Origin of the sequence: Rhodococcus sp. MEB032 (genome assembly GCF_030208925.1) — a bacterium.
GTDB lineage: Bacteria > Actinomycetota > Actinomycetes > Mycobacteriales > Mycobacteriaceae > Rhodococcus_F > Rhodococcus_F qingshengii.
This window is the reverse complement of sequence record NZ_JARVSY010000020.1, coordinates 1-15900: the sequence shown is the minus strand read 5'-3', so window position 1 is coordinate 15900 and position 15900 is coordinate 1. Positions and strand designations below refer to the sequence as shown.

Annotated in this window: 16 protein-coding genes; 11 read left to right on the top strand and 5 right to left on the bottom strand. The window is 62.9% G+C overall.

Going from position 1 to position 15900, the window contains the following annotated elements; translation table 11 throughout:
- Window positions 1–68: 68 nt before the first annotated feature.
- Window positions 69–755, top strand: a complete 687-nt coding sequence (locus QRN54_RS20715) for an iron-dependent transcriptional repressor DtxR (RefSeq protein WP_003942150.1) — start codon at window positions 69–71, stop codon at window positions 753–755.
- Between the two features lie 8 nt (window positions 756–763).
- On the top strand, window positions 764–1753 hold the full coding sequence (galE, locus tag QRN54_RS20710) for a UDP-glucose 4-epimerase GalE (protein WP_003942257.1): 990 nt from the start codon (window positions 764–766) through the stop codon (window positions 1751–1753).
- On the opposite strand, the gene QRN54_RS20705 is transcribed toward galE, so the two are convergent.
- Together QRN54_RS20705 and QRN54_RS20700 are read right to left on the bottom strand one after the other, a co-directional pair.
- On the bottom strand, window positions 1750–2883 hold the full coding sequence (locus QRN54_RS20705; protein WP_285182968.1) for a DUF4192 domain-containing protein: 1134 nt from the start codon (window positions 2881–2883) through the stop codon (window positions 1750–1752). The genes galE and QRN54_RS20705 overlap by 4 nt on opposite strands.
- Window positions 2884–3038: 155 nt before the next feature.
- Window positions 3039–3794, bottom strand: coding sequence for a sensor domain-containing protein (locus QRN54_RS20700; RefSeq protein WP_042919947.1), 756 nt, complete (start codon window positions 3792–3794; stop codon window positions 3039–3041).
- A 355-nt stretch (window positions 3795–4149) separates the two neighbouring features.
- Here QRN54_RS20700 and QRN54_RS20695 point away from each other — a divergent pair, with 355 nt between their 5' ends.
- The 3 genes from QRN54_RS20695 (at window position 4150) to QRN54_RS20685 (ending at window position 8859) form a co-directional block, all read left to right on the top strand.
- A complete protein-coding gene (locus tag QRN54_RS20695; protein WP_003942198.1) occupies window positions 4150–5109 on the top strand; it encodes a proteasome assembly chaperone family protein in 960 nt (319 codons plus the stop codon).
- A 181-nt stretch (window positions 5110–5290) separates the two neighbouring features.
- On the top strand, window positions 5291–6328 hold the full coding sequence (locus tag QRN54_RS20690; RefSeq protein ID WP_007732813.1) for an alpha/beta fold hydrolase: 1038 nt from the start codon (window positions 5291–5293) through the stop codon (window positions 6326–6328).
- Window positions 6329–6354: 26 nt separating this feature from the next.
- Entirely contained in the window at window positions 6355–8859 is a 2505-nt protein-coding gene (locus tag QRN54_RS20685) for a DEAD/DEAH box helicase (protein WP_003942173.1), read from the top strand.
- Window positions 8860–8912: 53 nt separating this feature from the next.
- Here QRN54_RS20685 and QRN54_RS20680 read toward each other — a convergent pair whose 3' ends face one another.
- Window positions 8913–9320 carry a DUF5997 family protein gene (locus QRN54_RS20680; protein WP_007732807.1) on the bottom strand — a complete coding sequence of 136 codons (408 nt, stop codon included), beginning with the start codon at window positions 9318–9320 and terminating at the stop codon, window positions 8913–8915.
- Window positions 9321–9376: 56 nt separating this feature from the next.
- On the opposite strand from QRN54_RS20680, the gene QRN54_RS20675 reads away from it, so the two are divergent.
- Both QRN54_RS20675 and QRN54_RS20670 read left to right on the top strand, forming a co-directional pair.
- Window positions 9377–10225, top strand: a complete 849-nt coding sequence (locus QRN54_RS20675; RefSeq protein ID WP_003942255.1) for a LysR substrate-binding domain-containing protein — start codon at window positions 9377–9379, stop codon at window positions 10223–10225.
- Between the two features lie 122 nt (window positions 10226–10347).
- Window positions 10348–11748: an FAD-binding oxidoreductase gene (locus QRN54_RS20670; protein WP_285182967.1), complete on the top strand. Its 1401-nt coding sequence runs from the start codon at window positions 10348–10350 to the stop codon at window positions 11746–11748.
- A gap of 28 nt (window positions 11749–11776) precedes the next feature.
- On the opposite strand, the gene QRN54_RS20665 is transcribed toward QRN54_RS20670, so the two are convergent.
- Window positions 11777–12697 carry a hydrogen peroxide-inducible genes activator gene (locus tag QRN54_RS20665; protein WP_042920013.1) on the bottom strand — a complete coding sequence of 307 codons (921 nt, stop codon included), beginning with the start codon at window positions 12695–12697 and terminating at the stop codon, window positions 11777–11779.
- Window positions 12698–12926: 229 nt separating this feature from the next.
- Between QRN54_RS20665 and QRN54_RS20660 the strand changes: the two genes are divergently transcribed.
- The 3 genes from QRN54_RS20660 (at window position 12927) to QRN54_RS20650 (ending at window position 14817) form a co-directional block, all read left to right on the top strand.
- Window positions 12927–13514 (top strand): peroxiredoxin, encoded by a 588-nt coding sequence (locus QRN54_RS20660; RefSeq protein WP_003942119.1) that lies wholly within the window; start codon window positions 12927–12929, stop codon window positions 13512–13514.
- A gap of 2 nt (window positions 13515–13516) precedes the next feature.
- The gene (ahpD, locus tag QRN54_RS20655; RefSeq protein WP_003942122.1) at window positions 13517–14056 is read left to right on the top strand and encodes an alkylhydroperoxidase, AhpD family; all 540 of its coding nucleotides are present in this window, start codon (window positions 13517–13519) and stop codon (window positions 14054–14056) included.
- A gap of 80 nt (window positions 14057–14136) precedes the next feature.
- Entirely contained in the window at window positions 14137–14817 is a 681-nt protein-coding gene (locus QRN54_RS20650; protein WP_003942237.1) for a PhzF family phenazine biosynthesis protein, read from the top strand.
- Here the strand turns inward: QRN54_RS20650 and QRN54_RS20645 are convergent.
- Window positions 14803–15501 carry a hypothetical protein gene (locus QRN54_RS20645; protein WP_003942163.1) on the bottom strand — a complete coding sequence of 233 codons (699 nt, stop codon included), beginning with the start codon at window positions 15499–15501 and terminating at the stop codon, window positions 14803–14805. The genes QRN54_RS20650 and QRN54_RS20645 overlap by 15 nt on opposite strands.
- A 17-nt stretch (window positions 15502–15518) precedes the next feature.
- On the opposite strand from QRN54_RS20645, the gene QRN54_RS20640 reads away from it, so the two are divergent.
- Window positions 15519–15785, top strand: a complete 267-nt coding sequence (locus QRN54_RS20640; RefSeq protein WP_003942156.1) for a hypothetical protein — start codon at window positions 15519–15521, stop codon at window positions 15783–15785.
- Window positions 15786–15900 lie beyond the last annotated feature (115 nt).

Sequence of the window (15900 nt, the reverse complement as noted above, 5' to 3'; positions counted from 1 at the left end):
CCGCGGTGGAGGCGGCACCGGAACCACGAACTGAACGGTAGAATGATCAACTGACGAAGGGGTTGAGTGTGAAGGATCTAGTCGACACCACGGAGATGTATCTCCGGACGATCTACGACTTGGAAGAAGAGGGCGTAGTCCCACTCCGGGCGCGGATCGCCGAACGGCTCGAACAGAGCGGACCCACCGTCAGCCAGACTGTTGCGCGCATGGAGCGTGACGGCTTGCTGATGGTCGCCGGCGATCGACATCTGGAACTCACCGACAAGGGTCGCGATCTCGCGATCTCTGTCATGCGTAAGCACCGGTTGGCAGAGCGCCTGCTGGTGGACGTCATCGGTCTCAAATGGGAAGACGTACATGCCGAGGCATGCCGTTGGGAGCACGTGATGAGCGAGGAGGTCGAGCGTCGGCTCGTCGTCGTTCTGAACAACCCCACGACGTCGCCCTACGGCAACCCGATTCCGGGCTTGGACCAGTTGGGACTCGACGGCCCGGTTGCCACCACCGAAACATTGGTGCGCCTGACCGATATTCCGCACGGCGCACAGACAGCTGTGGTCGTTCGGCGACTGGCCGAGCACGTGCAGTCCGATCCCGAGGTGATCGCGCAGCTGCGTGACGCCGGCGTCGTTCCCGACGCCAGGGTGACGGTCGAAACCCGTCCGGGCTCGGTGACGATCATCGTGCCGGGTCACAGCGGGTTCGACCTGTCCGAGGAAATGGCTCACGCCGTTCAGGTCAAGCAGGTCTGAGGAAGTAGATGAAACTCCTGGTCACCGGCGGCGCCGGTTACGTCGGCAGTGTGTGCAGCACTGTGTTGCTCGAGCGTGGACACGAGGTTGTCGTCATCGACGACCTCTCCACCGGAAATGCCGACGCGGTGCCTGCCGGTGCCGAGTTCATCGAAGGAGACGTGGGAGCGCTTGCTGCCGACGTCCTCGGCAGTGCGGGTTCACCGGTTTTCGACGGTGTGCTTCACTTCGCGGCGCAGTCGCTGGTCGGCGAATCGGTGCTGCACCCCGAAAAGTACTGGCGCGGAAACGTCGTCACGACCATCGAGTTGCTCGAGGCGATCCGTGTCTCCGGTACTCCGCGCCTCGTGTTCTCGTCCACCGCAGCTACGTACGGCGAACCGGAGCAGTCCCCCATCGTGGAGACCGCTCCGACCCGCCCCACCAATCCGTACGGCGCGACCAAGCTCGCGATCGATCATGCGATCACCTCGTACTCGATCGCCCACGGCCTCGGTGCGACGAGCTTGCGCTACTTCAACGTCGCAGGTGCGTACAAGTCCGCCGGCGAGAACCGGGTGATCGAAACCCACCTGATTCCACTCGTCCTGCAGGTCGCGCTCGAACAGCGGGACAAGATCTCGGTCTTCGGAACCGACTGGCCCACGCCGGACGGAACCGCGGTACGCGACTACATCCACGTGCTGGACCTCGCCGAAGCACATCTACTGGCGCTCGAATCCTCGGTTCCCGGCGAGCACCGCATCTACAACCTCGGAAGCGGTGCCGGCTTCAGCGTGCGCGAGGTGATCGCCGCCTGTGCGCGGGTCACCGGCCTGCCGATCAACGTCGAGGACGCGTCACGACGGCTAGGTGATCCGGCGGTACTGATCGCATCGAGCGACAAGGCGATTGCCGAGCTCGGTTGGACGCCCACGCGTACCGATCTCGACGTCATCGTCGCCGACGCATGGCAGTTCCTCCAGGATCTGGGCGACCGCTCACACGCTGCTCGCTAGCTTCCACTCGGCAGTGCCGGCGGCAAGCCGGTGATTCCGAGCGATTCCCCGATGGACAATCCGACGGCCGCGAGGTCACGGATTCCGTCGGGGCGCACACCGGATTGCAGCGATAGATCCAGCAATCCCGCCAAGGTGTGTTCCGAATCGGCCGACAGTGCGGCCGACAGCGCAACACCTGCCAGAGGGCCGTCGCCACGCACGTAAGCAAAGAAGCCGAGAAGTGTTGCCGGCCAAGCTCGTTCGGGCGACGGTACTTCATGGGTGAGCACGAGCCACAATTGCTCAGCATGTGCCGCAACGGACGTGATCGCCAATCCCAGCACCACGTCGCGCACGCGTACGTCCGTCAATGCGACCACCAGATCGGCGCATTCCTGCGGGTCAGGGCGGTGAGCGCCTGCCTCGACACGGCGGACGTGTTCCAACACCAGATCGATCCGGCACTGAACTGCGGTTTCACCGCTCGGTCCCCCACTGTGCGCGCTCGACTCTCGTCGGCTCGCGATCAGTCGGGCAATCGTGTCGTGATTGCGAGCGGCGCCGTGTACCCACCGGACCAGTTCCTCACGCGAACGGCGAATGACCCTCCCGCCCAACACCTGTGCTGCTGCAACCGACGAAGATGCCGGGTCTGGCAGGGTGCCGCGGTGAATCGAACGCATGACGCTCGTCCACGGCTGGCCAGATTCTATTGCGGCCGTGCACAATACGTCGGCCAGCTCGACGCAGGTTCCGCCGAGCATGTCTTCGAATACCTCGGCCAGCTCGATGGTTTCATCGATCAGAGTTTCAGCTGCCGAGCAATCGGTGATCACCACGAGAACGACCGCACGCGCGCCTTCCCCGTCACAGACGGCGGCGAACTGGCGCAGCGCCGCGCTCATCTGCCTCGCGGGCTTCCCCCTGACACTGGGAAAGTAGTCGTGCCGCATCACTGGTCCGAGCGTCGAGGCGGAGGCGCCCATCAGAGACAGCGCAACCACAGAGTTGGACGGATGGAAGCCCAGGAGTGCGGGTATTGCCGCGATCAATTCGCCTGGATCGGAGACGCGTTCGACGCATCCGAGAAGGGCGGCAAGGTCGTCGTCGGAGAATTCGAATTCTCCCGGAAGAGGTGATGTCGTCATGCACACACCGTCGCTGATCACCCTGACCCGGCCGTCTGCTCGACCAGGGAAAACAGCTGCGTCCAAGTCGTCTGTGGATTACCGCATTTGTTGGGGACCAAGTACCGCGCCGCACCGAGCAGTTCCGCTACTTGTCGGACCTGTGTGCTGCGAAATCACTTGCCTGCTTTGACCTTCTGTACGGCTGCGGTGAACGCTTGATCCAGCGGTGCCGTCGAGGGCGTCGCAGAACCGAACGTCATCAGTGTTGTCGCCACCCGTACGTCGCCGACCTGCGCGATCAAGGTCAGCATCGTCTGATCACCGGCTGTGGCCTTGGGGGACACGACAGTGCGGCGAAGTGACATCGTCTTGTCGGCATCGATCGGCGACGGCGGAAGAATTTCCGTCGTCACTGTCGTAGTGACGCCGTTCGCAGTGACAGTCATGGACGGGCACTGCCGAGTTTGCGCTTCCAACTCGTCCAGTGGTGCATCGACCTTCGTGAGTTCAACCGAAATCGTTGCCCTCGTCGCGTTGTCGGTCCCGACCGCCATCACGGTCCCGTTCGGACCGTAATCCTGTTCCGGTGGCTCACATTCGGACGGATCGACGGTAGCACCGCGCGGGACGCCGACTAGATCCGGCGCTGCCATCGGAACGGCTTGCGGGGGCAGCACAACAGCGCCGAAGGGCTCGGGGAATTCCTCGGGAGTCAGCAGCAGTTCGGACAGCGGTGCCGCCGTTTTCGGAGAGGTGGATTTCGGCGTCGAGGATTTGGGTGCAGCCGTCGTACTCGGCGCCGCCGTGCCGCTGTCGGTCGCACCGGCAGTCGCCGGCGCGGAGTCCGGAACGGGTGCTCCTTGGACAGACCCGGAGCAGCCCGCGAGTAATGCAACGGCGGCCACCGCAGCAAGTGAGCATGCGGCCACTCGCCTGGACGATCGTGGACACACCCGCATGTAAGCCTCCGCACTCGACCGATCCCGACAATCGACCAATCCATTTCGGACAAATCGGCCGTGCCGACCTTGTGTTCCACTCTGCCATGTCCGAAGCCGCGCACCCGACATCTAACGAACGCCCAGGCCAAGTGTCGAAAGATACCGCTCAGCTTCGCTCTCGGCGAACGCCCGTCTCGTCGGATCGGGAATGATCGGTCACCGACTCGGTGTTCTTACCGATGAACGTCTGATCCAGTGCTGTCGGGCACCTGACTCCGATGCTGTCGCGCGTGCGCCGATAGTGGACACTTGAGATCAAGACCGAAGAGCGAAGGGGACTGCGATGGACGAACAGTCGAGGATGTACGAGCTGGAATTTCCGGCGCCCCAGTTGGCGGCTGCCGACGGCCAGGGACCGATCCTGATTCACGGACTCGAGGGTTACTCCGACGCCGGTCACGCCGTGAAGTTGGCGACGACGCATCTGCGCGAAAGCCTCGAGACCGAGCTTGTCGCGTCGTTTGCTGTCGACGAGTTGATCGACTACCGCTCGCGTCGACCGACGATGACGTTCAAGGCCGATCATTTCTCCGATTACGACGCTCCGGCGCTCAATCTGTACGCACTGCGCGATACGGCCGGCACGCCGTTCCTGCTGCTCGCCGGGATGGAACCGGACCTCAAGTGGGAGCGGTTCACCACAGCTGTTCGACTGTTGTCCGAACAGTTGGGAGTGCGTCGAACCATCGGGCTCAACGCCATTCCGATGGCAATCCCGCACACCCGACCGCTGGGTGTGACAGCACATTCGACCAACAAGGACCTGATCCAGGACCATCAGCGTTGGTCAGGTGAACTGCAGGTTCCCGGCAGCGCATCATCACTGCTCGAGCTTCGTATGTCTCAGCACGGGCACGAGGCGATGGGCTTTTCGGTGCATGTCCCCCACTACCTCGCGCAAACGGACTACCCGGGCGCCGCAGAAACTTTGCTCGAAAACGTTTCCGAGGTTTCGGATCTGGAGTTGCCCTTGGTTGCACTGGGTGAGGCCGCGGCGCGCGTTCGGGAACAGGTTAACGAGCACATAGCCGGGAACGAAGAAGTTCAGACTGTAGTCCACGCTTTGGAGCGTCAATACGACACTTTTGTCGCCGCTCAGGAACAACAGTCGTCCCTTCTGGCCGGCGAGGCCGACCTTCCCAGCGGTGACGAGATCGGCGCAGAGTTCGAAAAGTTCCTGGCCGAACAGGCAGGAAATGACGACTTCGGCTCAGCTGGAGACCTCGATCGAGGCGACAACTGACGAAAATGTGACGGGCGGGGCGCATAATTCGACATTGTGCGCATTCCGCAACCCCTCCGTTACCTGGGCTGTTGTTCAGGACACATCCGTCGGATAGCCTCAAACTCTGTGTGATTTTCGTTGACGGCTCAACAACTGGAGCAGACAGTCAACGTGGTCACACGCCGAGCCAGGAGGCGACATGAGCAGACCACGGAACCGTCAGCTCCGACCGGTCCCCGACGAGGAACCGCGGATGATGTTCCGGACGATTCACGGCTACCGACGCGCATTTCGGATAGCCGGCGAGGGTCCGGCGGTACTGCTCCTGCACGGAATCGGCGACAACTCGTCGACGTGGACCGAGATCATTCCCCACCTCGCCAAGAAGTACACGGTCATCGCACCTGACCTGTTGGGTCACGGCCGTTCCGACAAGCCACGCGCGGATTACTCGGTAGCCGCGTACGCCAACGGCATGCGGGATCTTCTGTCGACGCTCGGCATCGAGCACGTCACCGTCATCGGGCACTCGCTCGGCGGCGGCGTAGCGATGCAGTTCTCCTACCAATTCCCACACATGGTGGATCGCCTCGTGCTGGTCTCGGCCGGTGGCGTCACCAAGGACGTCCATCCGCTGCTGCGCCTCATGTCCGTTCCGGTGGTCAACGAGGTGGTAAAGCTGCTCCGGATACCTGGTGCGATGCCGCTCGTCCGGATGGCCGGGAACCTTGCCGGCGTAGTTCACGGTTCAAATCTGCGTCCCGGCACCATGTTGCATGACACACCGGACCTGATTCGCGTGCTCGCTGATCTCCCCGACCCCACTGCCTACGAGGCCTACCTTCGTACGCTGCGGGCCGTCGTGGACTGGCGCGGACAGGTCGTCACGATGCTCGACCGCTGTTATCTGACCGAGAATCTGCCGGTTCAACTGATCTGGGGCGACGACGACTCCGTCATTCCCGTCTCCCACGCTCATCTCGCGCACGCGGCGATGCCGAACTCACGCCTCGAAGTCTTCCGCGGCTCGGGCCACTTCCCGTTCCGCGACGATCCGATGCGTTTCCTGCAGATCGTCGAAGATTTTCTTTCCAGCACCGCACCACTCGTCTTCGACGAGGCTCGCTGGCGCCACATGCTGATCTCCGGGGTCGGCGAGAACACCATCACCGGAACGTCGTCCACCCGCATGGCGGTGCTCGACGCCATGGGCTCGGACGAGCGAAGCGCAACCTGATCCACGGTTGCGGCTAGCCTGTACGAGTGCTGCTGACGGAACTTCTCCCCGACAACGCGGATCCTGATTCCGTTTTCGACGCCTTCTCTTCGTGGACCATCGAACGAGGTTTGACGCTCTACCCGGCCCAAGAAGAGGCCGTCATGGAGTTGGTCTCGGGTGCAAACGTGATCCTTGCGACGCCGACCGGGTCAGGCAAATCGATGGTGGCGATCGGCGCGCATTTCTATGCGATGTCGCTCGGCAAGCGCACGTACTACACAGCGCCGATCAAGGCCTTGGTGAGCGAGAAGTTCTTTGCACTGTGTGAGGTCTTCGGTGCCGAGAACGTCGGCATGATGACTGGCGACGCCGCCGTGAACTCGTCGGCGCCGATCATTTGTGCGACGGCCGAAATCGTCGCGAATCTTGCACTGCGCGAGGGCCCGAACTCCGATATCGGCCAGGTCGTGATGGACGAGTTCCACTTCTACTCCGAACCCGATCGAGGTTGGGCGTGGCAGGTTCCGCTCATCGAGTTGCCGCACGCCCAGTTCCTGTTGATGTCGGCAACTCTCGGTGAGGTCGACTTCTTCTCCGAAGATCTGACGCGGCGTACCGGGAAACCCACCACCGTCGTCTCCGGCACAGAACGCCCCGTGCCTTTGATGTTCTCCTACGCGACCACGCCGGTCGGCGAAACCATCGAAGATCTGGTGACCACCAACCAGTCCCCCGTCTACATCGTGCATTTCACGCAGGCCGCCGCGCTCGAACGCGCCCAGGCATTGACGAGCGTCAACTTCTGTTCCAAAGAAGAGAAGGAAGCGATCGCCGAGGCGCTGGGTGGTTTCCGCTTCACCACCGGGTTCGGAAAAACACTCTCCCGCCTGGTCCGGCACGGCATCGGCGTTCACCATGCGGGCATGCTGCCCAAGTACCGACGGCTCATCGAAGTTCTCGCACAGGACGGGCTTCTCAAGGTGATCTGCGGTACCGACACCCTCGGCGTCGGCATCAACGTCCCGATCCGCACGGTGCTGCTCACGGGTCTGGCCAAGTACGACGGCGTCCGCACTCGGCATCTGAAAGCCCGCGAGTTCCATCAGATCGCCGGCCGCGCGGGTCGTGCAGGCTACGACACGATGGGCACCGTCGTCGTCCAGGCACCGGAACACGAAGTAGAGAATCTGCGGGCAGTCGCCAAGGCCGGCGACGATCCGAAGAAGATCAAGAAGATTCAACGCAAGAAGGCTCCCGAGGGGTTTGTGTCCTGGAGCGAAGCGACGTTCGATCGCTTGGTCGCCGCCTCGCCCGAGCCGTTGGTGTCGCGATTCTCGGTCAGCAACTCGATGCTGCTCAATGTCATTGCCCGCCCGGGTAACTGCTTCGACGCGATGCGGCACCTGTTGGAGGACAACCACGAATCGCGTCCGGCGCAGCGCAAGCACATCCTCAAAGCGATCTCGCTGTATCGCGGATTGCTCAGCGCCGGCATCGTGGAACGCCTCGACGAACCCGACGAGTACGGCCGCATGGCTCGGTTGACGATGGACCTGCAACGCGACTTCGCCTTGAACCAGCCACTCTCACCGTTCGCCTTGGCGGCATTCGAACTTCTCGACGTCGAATCCGACAGTTACGCACTCGATGTCGTCTCGATCATCGAGTCGACGCTCGACGATCCGCGTCAGGTTCTGATGGCGCAGCAGCACTTCGCTCGTGGCGAAGCGGTTGCGCAGATGAAGGCCGACGGCATCGAGTACGAGGAGCGCATGGAACTCCTCGAAGAGGTTACGTGGCCGAAACCGTTGTCGGACTTGCTGTTCCCGGCTTTCGAAATGTACCGGGGTGGCCACCCGTGGATCACCGAGTTCGCCCTCTCCCCCAAGTCCGTGGTGCGCGACATGATCGAACGCGCCATGACGTTTGCCGAGTTGATCAGCCATTACGGACTCACCCGGTCCGAGGGCCTCGTCCTGCGCTACCTCGCCGACGCCTACCGCGCGCTGCGACAGACCGTCCCGACGGAAGCGCGCACCGAGGAACTCGAAGACATCATCGAGTGGTTGGGTGAGCTGATCCGTCAGGTCGACTCGAGCCTGCTCGACGAATGGGAGTCACTCACCGACCCCGGAGCCGAGGCAGACACGGAAGAGGTTGCGTTCGGCGCCGACATTCCCCGTCCCATCTCGGCGAACCCGCGCGCATTCCGCGTCATGGTGCGCAATGCGATGTTCCGACGCATCGACCTCGCGTCGCGTCGGCAGTGGAATGAGCTGGAAAACCTCGAGGACGGTATCGACGCCGCCGAGTGGGAGGAGCAACTACTCCCGTACTTCGAGGAGTACGCAACAATCGGAACCGGGCCATCGGCGCGCGGGCCGGCGCTCTTCCAGGTCACCGAAGAGGGTGAGTTCTGGCGGGTGCGGCAGGTGCTCGAGGATCCGGAGGGCGATCACGGATGGGCACTGCTTGCCGTCGTCGACATCCCGGAATCGGATGCCGCGGGTGAAATCGTGTTCGACGAGCTGAGCGTCGTGGAAGGCTAGCGCCTGTGCGCCTTTCTGGTAGTCGGCGCTACCAAAAAGGCGCACAGGGGGCGTCAGCCCCTTCGAGCCTTCCGCGGCTGGTTGCGGCGAGCAGCGCGCTTTTCCTTGATGCGAACGTTCTCGGCCCGCACCTCGGCCTGAACAGCGCGTTCCTTTTCGAGCCATTCGGGCTTCTCTTCGAGGAGTGCGGCGATCTGATCCGTGGTGAGTGCTTCTTCGACGCCGCCGCGGGCCAGGCCGGCGATCGATACGCCCAGCTTGGCTGCGATGACCGGGCGAGGATGCGGTCCGGTGCGTCGCAGCTCCAGCAGCCACTCCGGCGGATCGGTCTGCAGAGCGGTCAGCTCGTCACGAGTCACGTCGCCTTCCTGGAACTGCGCAGGTGTTGCTTCCAAGTACACACCCAGCTTCTTGGCAGCCGTCGTCGGCTTCATCGTCTGGGGAGTTTTGTTCGACGTCATGCAACAAGAGTAACCAGCCGATACGGGTGCTTTTACCAAGGCGGTAGCCTTGCCTGGTGACAGACGCGGATAGTCAGGCAATTTTTCGACTCGCGTACGCCCCGGGGGTGACGCCCACCAAGTGGGTCCGGGTGTGGCACGAGCGGCTCCCCGAGGTGCGTCTGGAACTTGTTCAGTTCCCGGTTCTCGAACTCGAAGCTGCACTTCGCGCCGGTGAAGCAGATGCAGGGTTGGTTCGACTGCCGATCGACCGGACCGGCATCAGCGCCATCTCGCTGTACGCGGAAACCCCGGTGGTGGTGGTACCGAAAGATCACGTATTCACTACTGTCGATCAGATTTCCGTCGACGATCTGGCCGACGAGATAGTGCTCGATCCTCTCGACGACAGACTCGACTGGCCGACCCGTCCCGGAAAGACCGCCGCCGAGCGACCCGCGACCATCGCCGACGCCATCGAGTTGGTGGCCGCCGGCGTCGGAGTTGTCGTGGTTCCCCATTCGCTGGCGCGGTTCCACCATCGCAAGGACCTGACCTTCCGTCCGGTGGACGGTGCGCCCGAGGCTCCTGTGGCTTTGGCATGGATGGAGTCCAAGACCACAGATCTGGTCGAGGAACTGATCGGCATCGTGCGGGGCCGAACGGCGCAGAGTTCCCGCGGCCGAAACGGTGAGCCGGCGGAGAAGATCAAGGGCTCCGTCAAGGCCAAGATCGCGGCCCGCGAGCGTCGCGCAGAAGCTGCCAAGAACGGGCAGAAAGCTAAGGGCGCCGGCACCGCAAAGAACATATCCGGACGCAACGCCGGTTCCGGTAAGGCCAAGGCGGGCGGCAAATCAGGCAGCGGCAAGTCCGGTGGGACCAAGAGTTCGGGTGGCCGGTTCTCCGGAAAGCAGAAGGGCCGCTAGGGCTTCAACTGGCAACTCGGAGGATCGCTGCCGGACAATGCTGAACTGATCAGGCGCGACAGACTCGGGCTGTGGTCTCGCGAATTGGCGCATCGTCGAACTCCGTCGAGCATGATGAGAGTATGACTCCCGCGAGTTCTTCAGCCCTCGACGAATTGGTAGCGGCACTCCCCGAGGGAGCCGTCCTGCTGGATCCGGACGTGACCGCGGGCTACCGCCAGGACTGGGCTGCCGATCCGGCCGCCGGCCACCCCGCTGCCGTGGTTCGCGCTACGTGCACCGAAGACATCCAAACCGTGATGCGATGGGCAACCGCCAATCGCGTACCGGTGGTTCCCAGAGGTGCCGGGTCGGGCCTGTCCGGTGGATCCAGCGCCGTCGACGGTTGCATCGTGGTCAGCACCGAGCAAATGCGACAGATCACGATCGACCCGGTCGCCCGGGTGGCGGTTACTCAGCCCGGCTTGATGAATGCGGAGGTCAAGAAAGCCGCCGCAGAGCACGGACTCTGGTACCCACCTGACCCGTCGTCCTTCGAGATCTGTTCCATCGGCGGCAATGCAGCCACCAACGCCGGCGGGCTCTGCTGCGTCAAGTACGGAGTTACCACCGACTACGTTCTCGGACTCCGGGTCGTGCTGGCGGACGGTACAGCTGTCAGCCTCGGAGGTCCCCTTCTCAAGGACGTCGCCGGACTCTCACTCACCAAACTGTTCGTGGGCAGCGAGGGCACTCTCGGCATCATCACGGAAATCACGTTGCGTTTGATTCCCGCGCAGCCGCCCGCATCAACCGTCGTCGCGTCGTTCGACTCGGTACAAGAAGCTGCCGACGCGGTCTTGGCGATCACCAGCAACATGCGTCCGGCGATGCTCGAGTTCATGGATCACGCCAGTATCAATGCTGTCGAGGATTCGGTACGCATGGGTCTCAACCGCAAGGCTCACGCACTACTGCTCGCGCAGTCCGACGCACCCGGCGCGGCAGGCGTGCTGGAAATCGAGACGATTGTTCAGGCGTGCGAAAACAACGGAGCCACCGAAGTATTCGCCACCGATGACCAGGCCGAAGGTGACGCTTTTGCGGCGGCACGGCGAGCGGTGTTCCCGGCCGTGCTCGCGATGGGAAGTCTGCTTCTCGAAGACGTGGGCGTTCCCATGCGCGCACTCCCCCAGCTGGTAACCGGGGTCGAAGCCATCGCAGACGACCTCGACGTCCTGATCTGCACGGTGGCGCACGCCGGAGACGGAAACACCCACCCGCTCATCGTCTTCGACCCCGCAGACCCGGACATGTCCGAACGCGCACAGATCGCATTCGGACGGGTGATGGATCTCGCCATCGCGCTCGGCGGCACGATCACCGGCGAACACGGGGTCGGTCGACTCAAGCGCGACTGGCTGCCGTCACAGTTGGGTGAAGACGTCATGGCCCTCAATCGCAGGGTCAAGGATGCGCTCGACCCGCTGGGAATTCTCAATCCCGGAGCCGTCATTGCCGCGAAAGAAGGCTCTCTCGACTAGCTTTCACGTCGACGTCGAACGAGTCACGTCATCGAGGAACCGTCGGGCTGACCGAACGGACCAGCTCGGCCAGCTGACGGAATCCTTCTGCTCGGCCACTCGACGAGCGGAACACGACGCCGATCGTGCGACCTGGAGCTGGCGAAGCGAAACGCGCCGTCGACAAGTCCCCGCGTCGAACCTCCACTGCAACAGCCGATTCCGGGACCAAAGTCACCCCGAGTCCCCCGGCCACACATTGCACGACTGTCGCGAGAGAGGTAGCCCGCGTGTCGCCGGCAAGCGGATGGGCGTCTACCGAACGGCACAGATCCAACGTCTGGTCACGCAGGCAGTGGCCGTCGTCGAGCAAGAGCAACGGCAGCGCGTCGAGCACGTCCGCCGTGAGATCGACACGTCCGGCCAAGGAATGATCGTTCGGCACGACCATCACAAAATCCTCTTCGTACACAGGAACTTCCACCAGGCCAGGTGTTCCGGCAGGAAGCGCCAACACCGCGACGTCGAGCGCTCCCGATCGCAGGGCATCAAGCAAGCGCGCCGTTTGATCCTCGACTATTTGCGGCGCCAACGACGGCAACTTCTCGCGCAGCTCCGGCAACAACCCCGGAAGAATGTAGGGCGCAACGGTCGGGATCAACCCGATGCGTAGCGGTCCGGTCAGAGAGTCGCCGGAGCCGGCCGCGCTCGCGACGAAACCGTCGGCAGCTTCGAGAATCTGCTTGGCCTGACCGAGCAAGCGCTGTCCGTCCGCGGTCACGAGCACGCGTCGCGTACTGCGTTCGATCAGTTTGACCCCTAGTCCCGCCTCGAGAGCTGCCAGCGCCTGCGACAGTGTGGGTTGGCTCACACCGGAACGCGCTGCGGCAGTACCGAAATGCCGATACTCGGCGACCGACACGAAGGCACGCAGCTGTGACAAGGAAGGTTGATAAGTCTGATCAGACATGCCTATCAGTGTAGTGCCACCCATCACCTTTACCTTTTGAACGGTTTGATGCAGAATGGACTCATACCAAAAAGCGCCGGTCACAACCTCGACACTCCAGTCGAAACCGTCCGACCCGCTGACGGTGACAAACCCTCTCGATCCAGCACGTTCGGCCGTCACAGTCCGAACAGCCGGATCGTGTGCGCAAGAAATTCCTGTTCACGAGACACGTAGGAGAATGAGACACATGGCTCTGCTCACAATCGGCGACCAGTTCCCCGCTTACAACCTCACGGCTGTCATCGGCGGCGACCTGTCCAAGGTCGATGCCCAGCAGCCCGATGACTACTTCACCACCGTCACCAGTGACGACTACGCAGGCAAGTGGCGCATCGTCTTCTTCTGGCCCAAGGACTTCACCTTCGTGTGCCCCACCGAGATTGCTGCATTCGGCAAGCTCAACGAAGAGTTCGCAGACCGTGACGCTCAGGTTCTCGGCGCTTCCGTCGACAACGAGTTCGTGCACTTCCAGTGGCGTGCACAGCACGAAGAGCTCAAGACCCTCCCCTTCCCGATGCTCTCGGACCTCAAGCGCGAGCTTGCCGAGGCCACCGGCGTCCTCAACGCCGACGGCGTTGCAGACCGCGCGACGTTCATCGTCGACCCCAACAACGAGATCCAGTTCGTCTCCGTCACAGCCGGTTCCGTCGGCCGTAACGTCGACGAGGTTCTCCGCGTCCTCGACGCTCTCCAGAGCGACGAGCTGTGCGCATGCAACTGGAAGAAGGGCGACCCGACCATCAACGCCGGCGAGCTCCTGACTGCGAGCGTCTGAGTATGAGCGTCGAGAACCTCAAGAACTCGCTTCCGGAGTACGCGAAGGACCTCAAGCTCAACCTGAGTTCCATTGCGCGCACGACGGTCCTGAACGAGCAGCAGTTGTGGGGAACGCTCCTCGCAACGGCCGCAGCCACCAAGTCTGCGTCCACGCTCAAGGAGATTGCTTCCGAGGCTGCCGACAACCTGTCGGCAGAGGCATACAACGCCGCTCTCGGCGCAGCGTCGATCATGGGCATGAACAACGTCTTCTACCGCACCAAGGGCTACCTCGACGGTAAGTACGACGACCTTCGTGCCGGCCTGCGGATGAACATCATCGGCAACCCGGGCGTCGACAAGGCCGACTTCGAATTGTGGTCGCTTGCAGTGTCCGCGATCAACGGCTGCAACCACTGCCTCGAAGCTCACGAGAACACCCTCCGCCAGGAAGGTGTCGACCGCGAGGTCATCTTCGAAGCGATCCGCGCCGGTTCCATCGTCGCGGGCGTCGCACAGGCTGTCGAAGCCAACGAGATCCTCTCTGCCGCACAGGTCTGATCACTCGGACCTGAGTGCAGTTCGACGAGCCCTCCCCACCGTGAAGGTGGGGAGGGCTTTTCGCGCGCTAGGGTGGACCGATGGGTATCGAGGTGAGTGTGGTCCGGGTCTTCACGGACGAGAACGGCAAGCACGGGAATCCGTTGGGAATCGTCGACGCGTCCACGGTTGCAGAATCGGATCGACAAGCCGTCGCGAAGGAACTCGACTACAGCGAGACCATCTTCATCGACGTTCCGGATGACGGCGCCTCGCGTGCGCGGGTCCAGATCTTCACTCCGGCAGCAGAACTCCCCTTCGCCGGACACCCGACCGTCGGTGCCACGTGGTGGCTGGGCGAACAGGGCCGTCGCGTGAGCGCCCTCGACGTTCCTGCCGGCAGTGTCGACGTCCGCCAATCCGGCGCTTTGACGTGGGTACGCGCGCGTGCCGAATGGGCACCGGAATTCGCGATCTATCCGATGGACACGGTGGACGACGTCATCGACGCAGATCCGTCCGACTACGAGGCGGATCATTCGTATCTGTGGGCGTGGCAGGACAAGCTCGAAGCTGCCATCCGCGCACGCATGTTCGCACCGGTGATGGGAATCGCCGAGGACGAGGCGACCGGATCTGCAGCGCTGCGCATCACGGACCGATTGAGGAAATCATTGCTCATCACCCAGGGACGCGGATCGGTGCTTCACACCACCTTCTCTCCGGAAGGTTGGCTCGAAGTCGGCGGCCGCGTCGTCGCCGAGCCGTCACGAACCTTGTGAGTACCCGGCGGGATTGCGTCCGGCCTCGAGGTCACGTGCACTCAGTGATACCGAGATCTCGTCACCGAGCGCAACTCCCGGCGCGAGGGGCAACTGATCTCCACTCCAGAACTTGCCCGGGTCGAACCAGTTGACACGACGATTGCCGACGAGCAGACCCATCGCTTCATAGGTCTTGGCAACCACTTCGGCGCAGTAGGCGCTCTCGACGGCCACTGCCGATACGTCGGACTTCTTGCGCAGCTTCGGGATTCGGCCTCCGAACCAGCGCGAAGCAAGCTTGGCCGTCGACGGGAAAGGCGTACCGTCCAGCCGCGCGATCGTCTCGAGCAGAGCGTCTTCCTGCTCCCGGGTGACTTCGTGGTCGAGCTGGCGCAACCATCCACGCTGCCCGTACTTGGCGCCCCAAACCTGAACGGCCGATCGCAGATCGTGCAGTTGGACACCACGCTGGAAGCGTCCGGTCCACATGTCCTGCAGCGAGTGACCGAGTTCCGCATGCCACATCAGCGGTGGGAGGTCGTCGATCACGACCGACATTCCGACGTGGTTGACGGGGCTGTTGGTCAGCGTCTGGATGGCTCGATCGGCCGTCGACTCTCCGCGAAAGATCCAGATGTCGCCCGTGCGGGTCGCCGCGGCGGCCTCGTCGAGACTCACCTGCGAAAGCAATCGTCGGTCCATGCCTCTAGCGTAGAGGGATGAAACTCCGTACTCCTCTGCGCGCCTCGCACGTTTGGAAACTGGTCGGCCTCGCCGGTGCAATGGGCGTTGCCGCCACCGGGGTTCTCGTTGCGCGCGGCGAACGCCAGCGTCGGGCCTACTCTCCGGACGAAATTCGCTCGGTGCTACACGAGCGGTACACCCAGGCGTACGCCAAGCAGTCGGAACAAGAGGTTCTGGAACTGGAACCTGCGCCCAACGCTGTGCGGCGCCGAATCGAGAAACTCTTTCGGCGCCGCAGCTGACTTCAGCCGAGGGCTGCGAGGATTCCTGCTGCCATCTCCGCGACCTGATCGTCGGTCATGACGAACGTCGGCGAAATCTGCATCGCACCCTGACCCGCCGCGCGACCCGAAATAC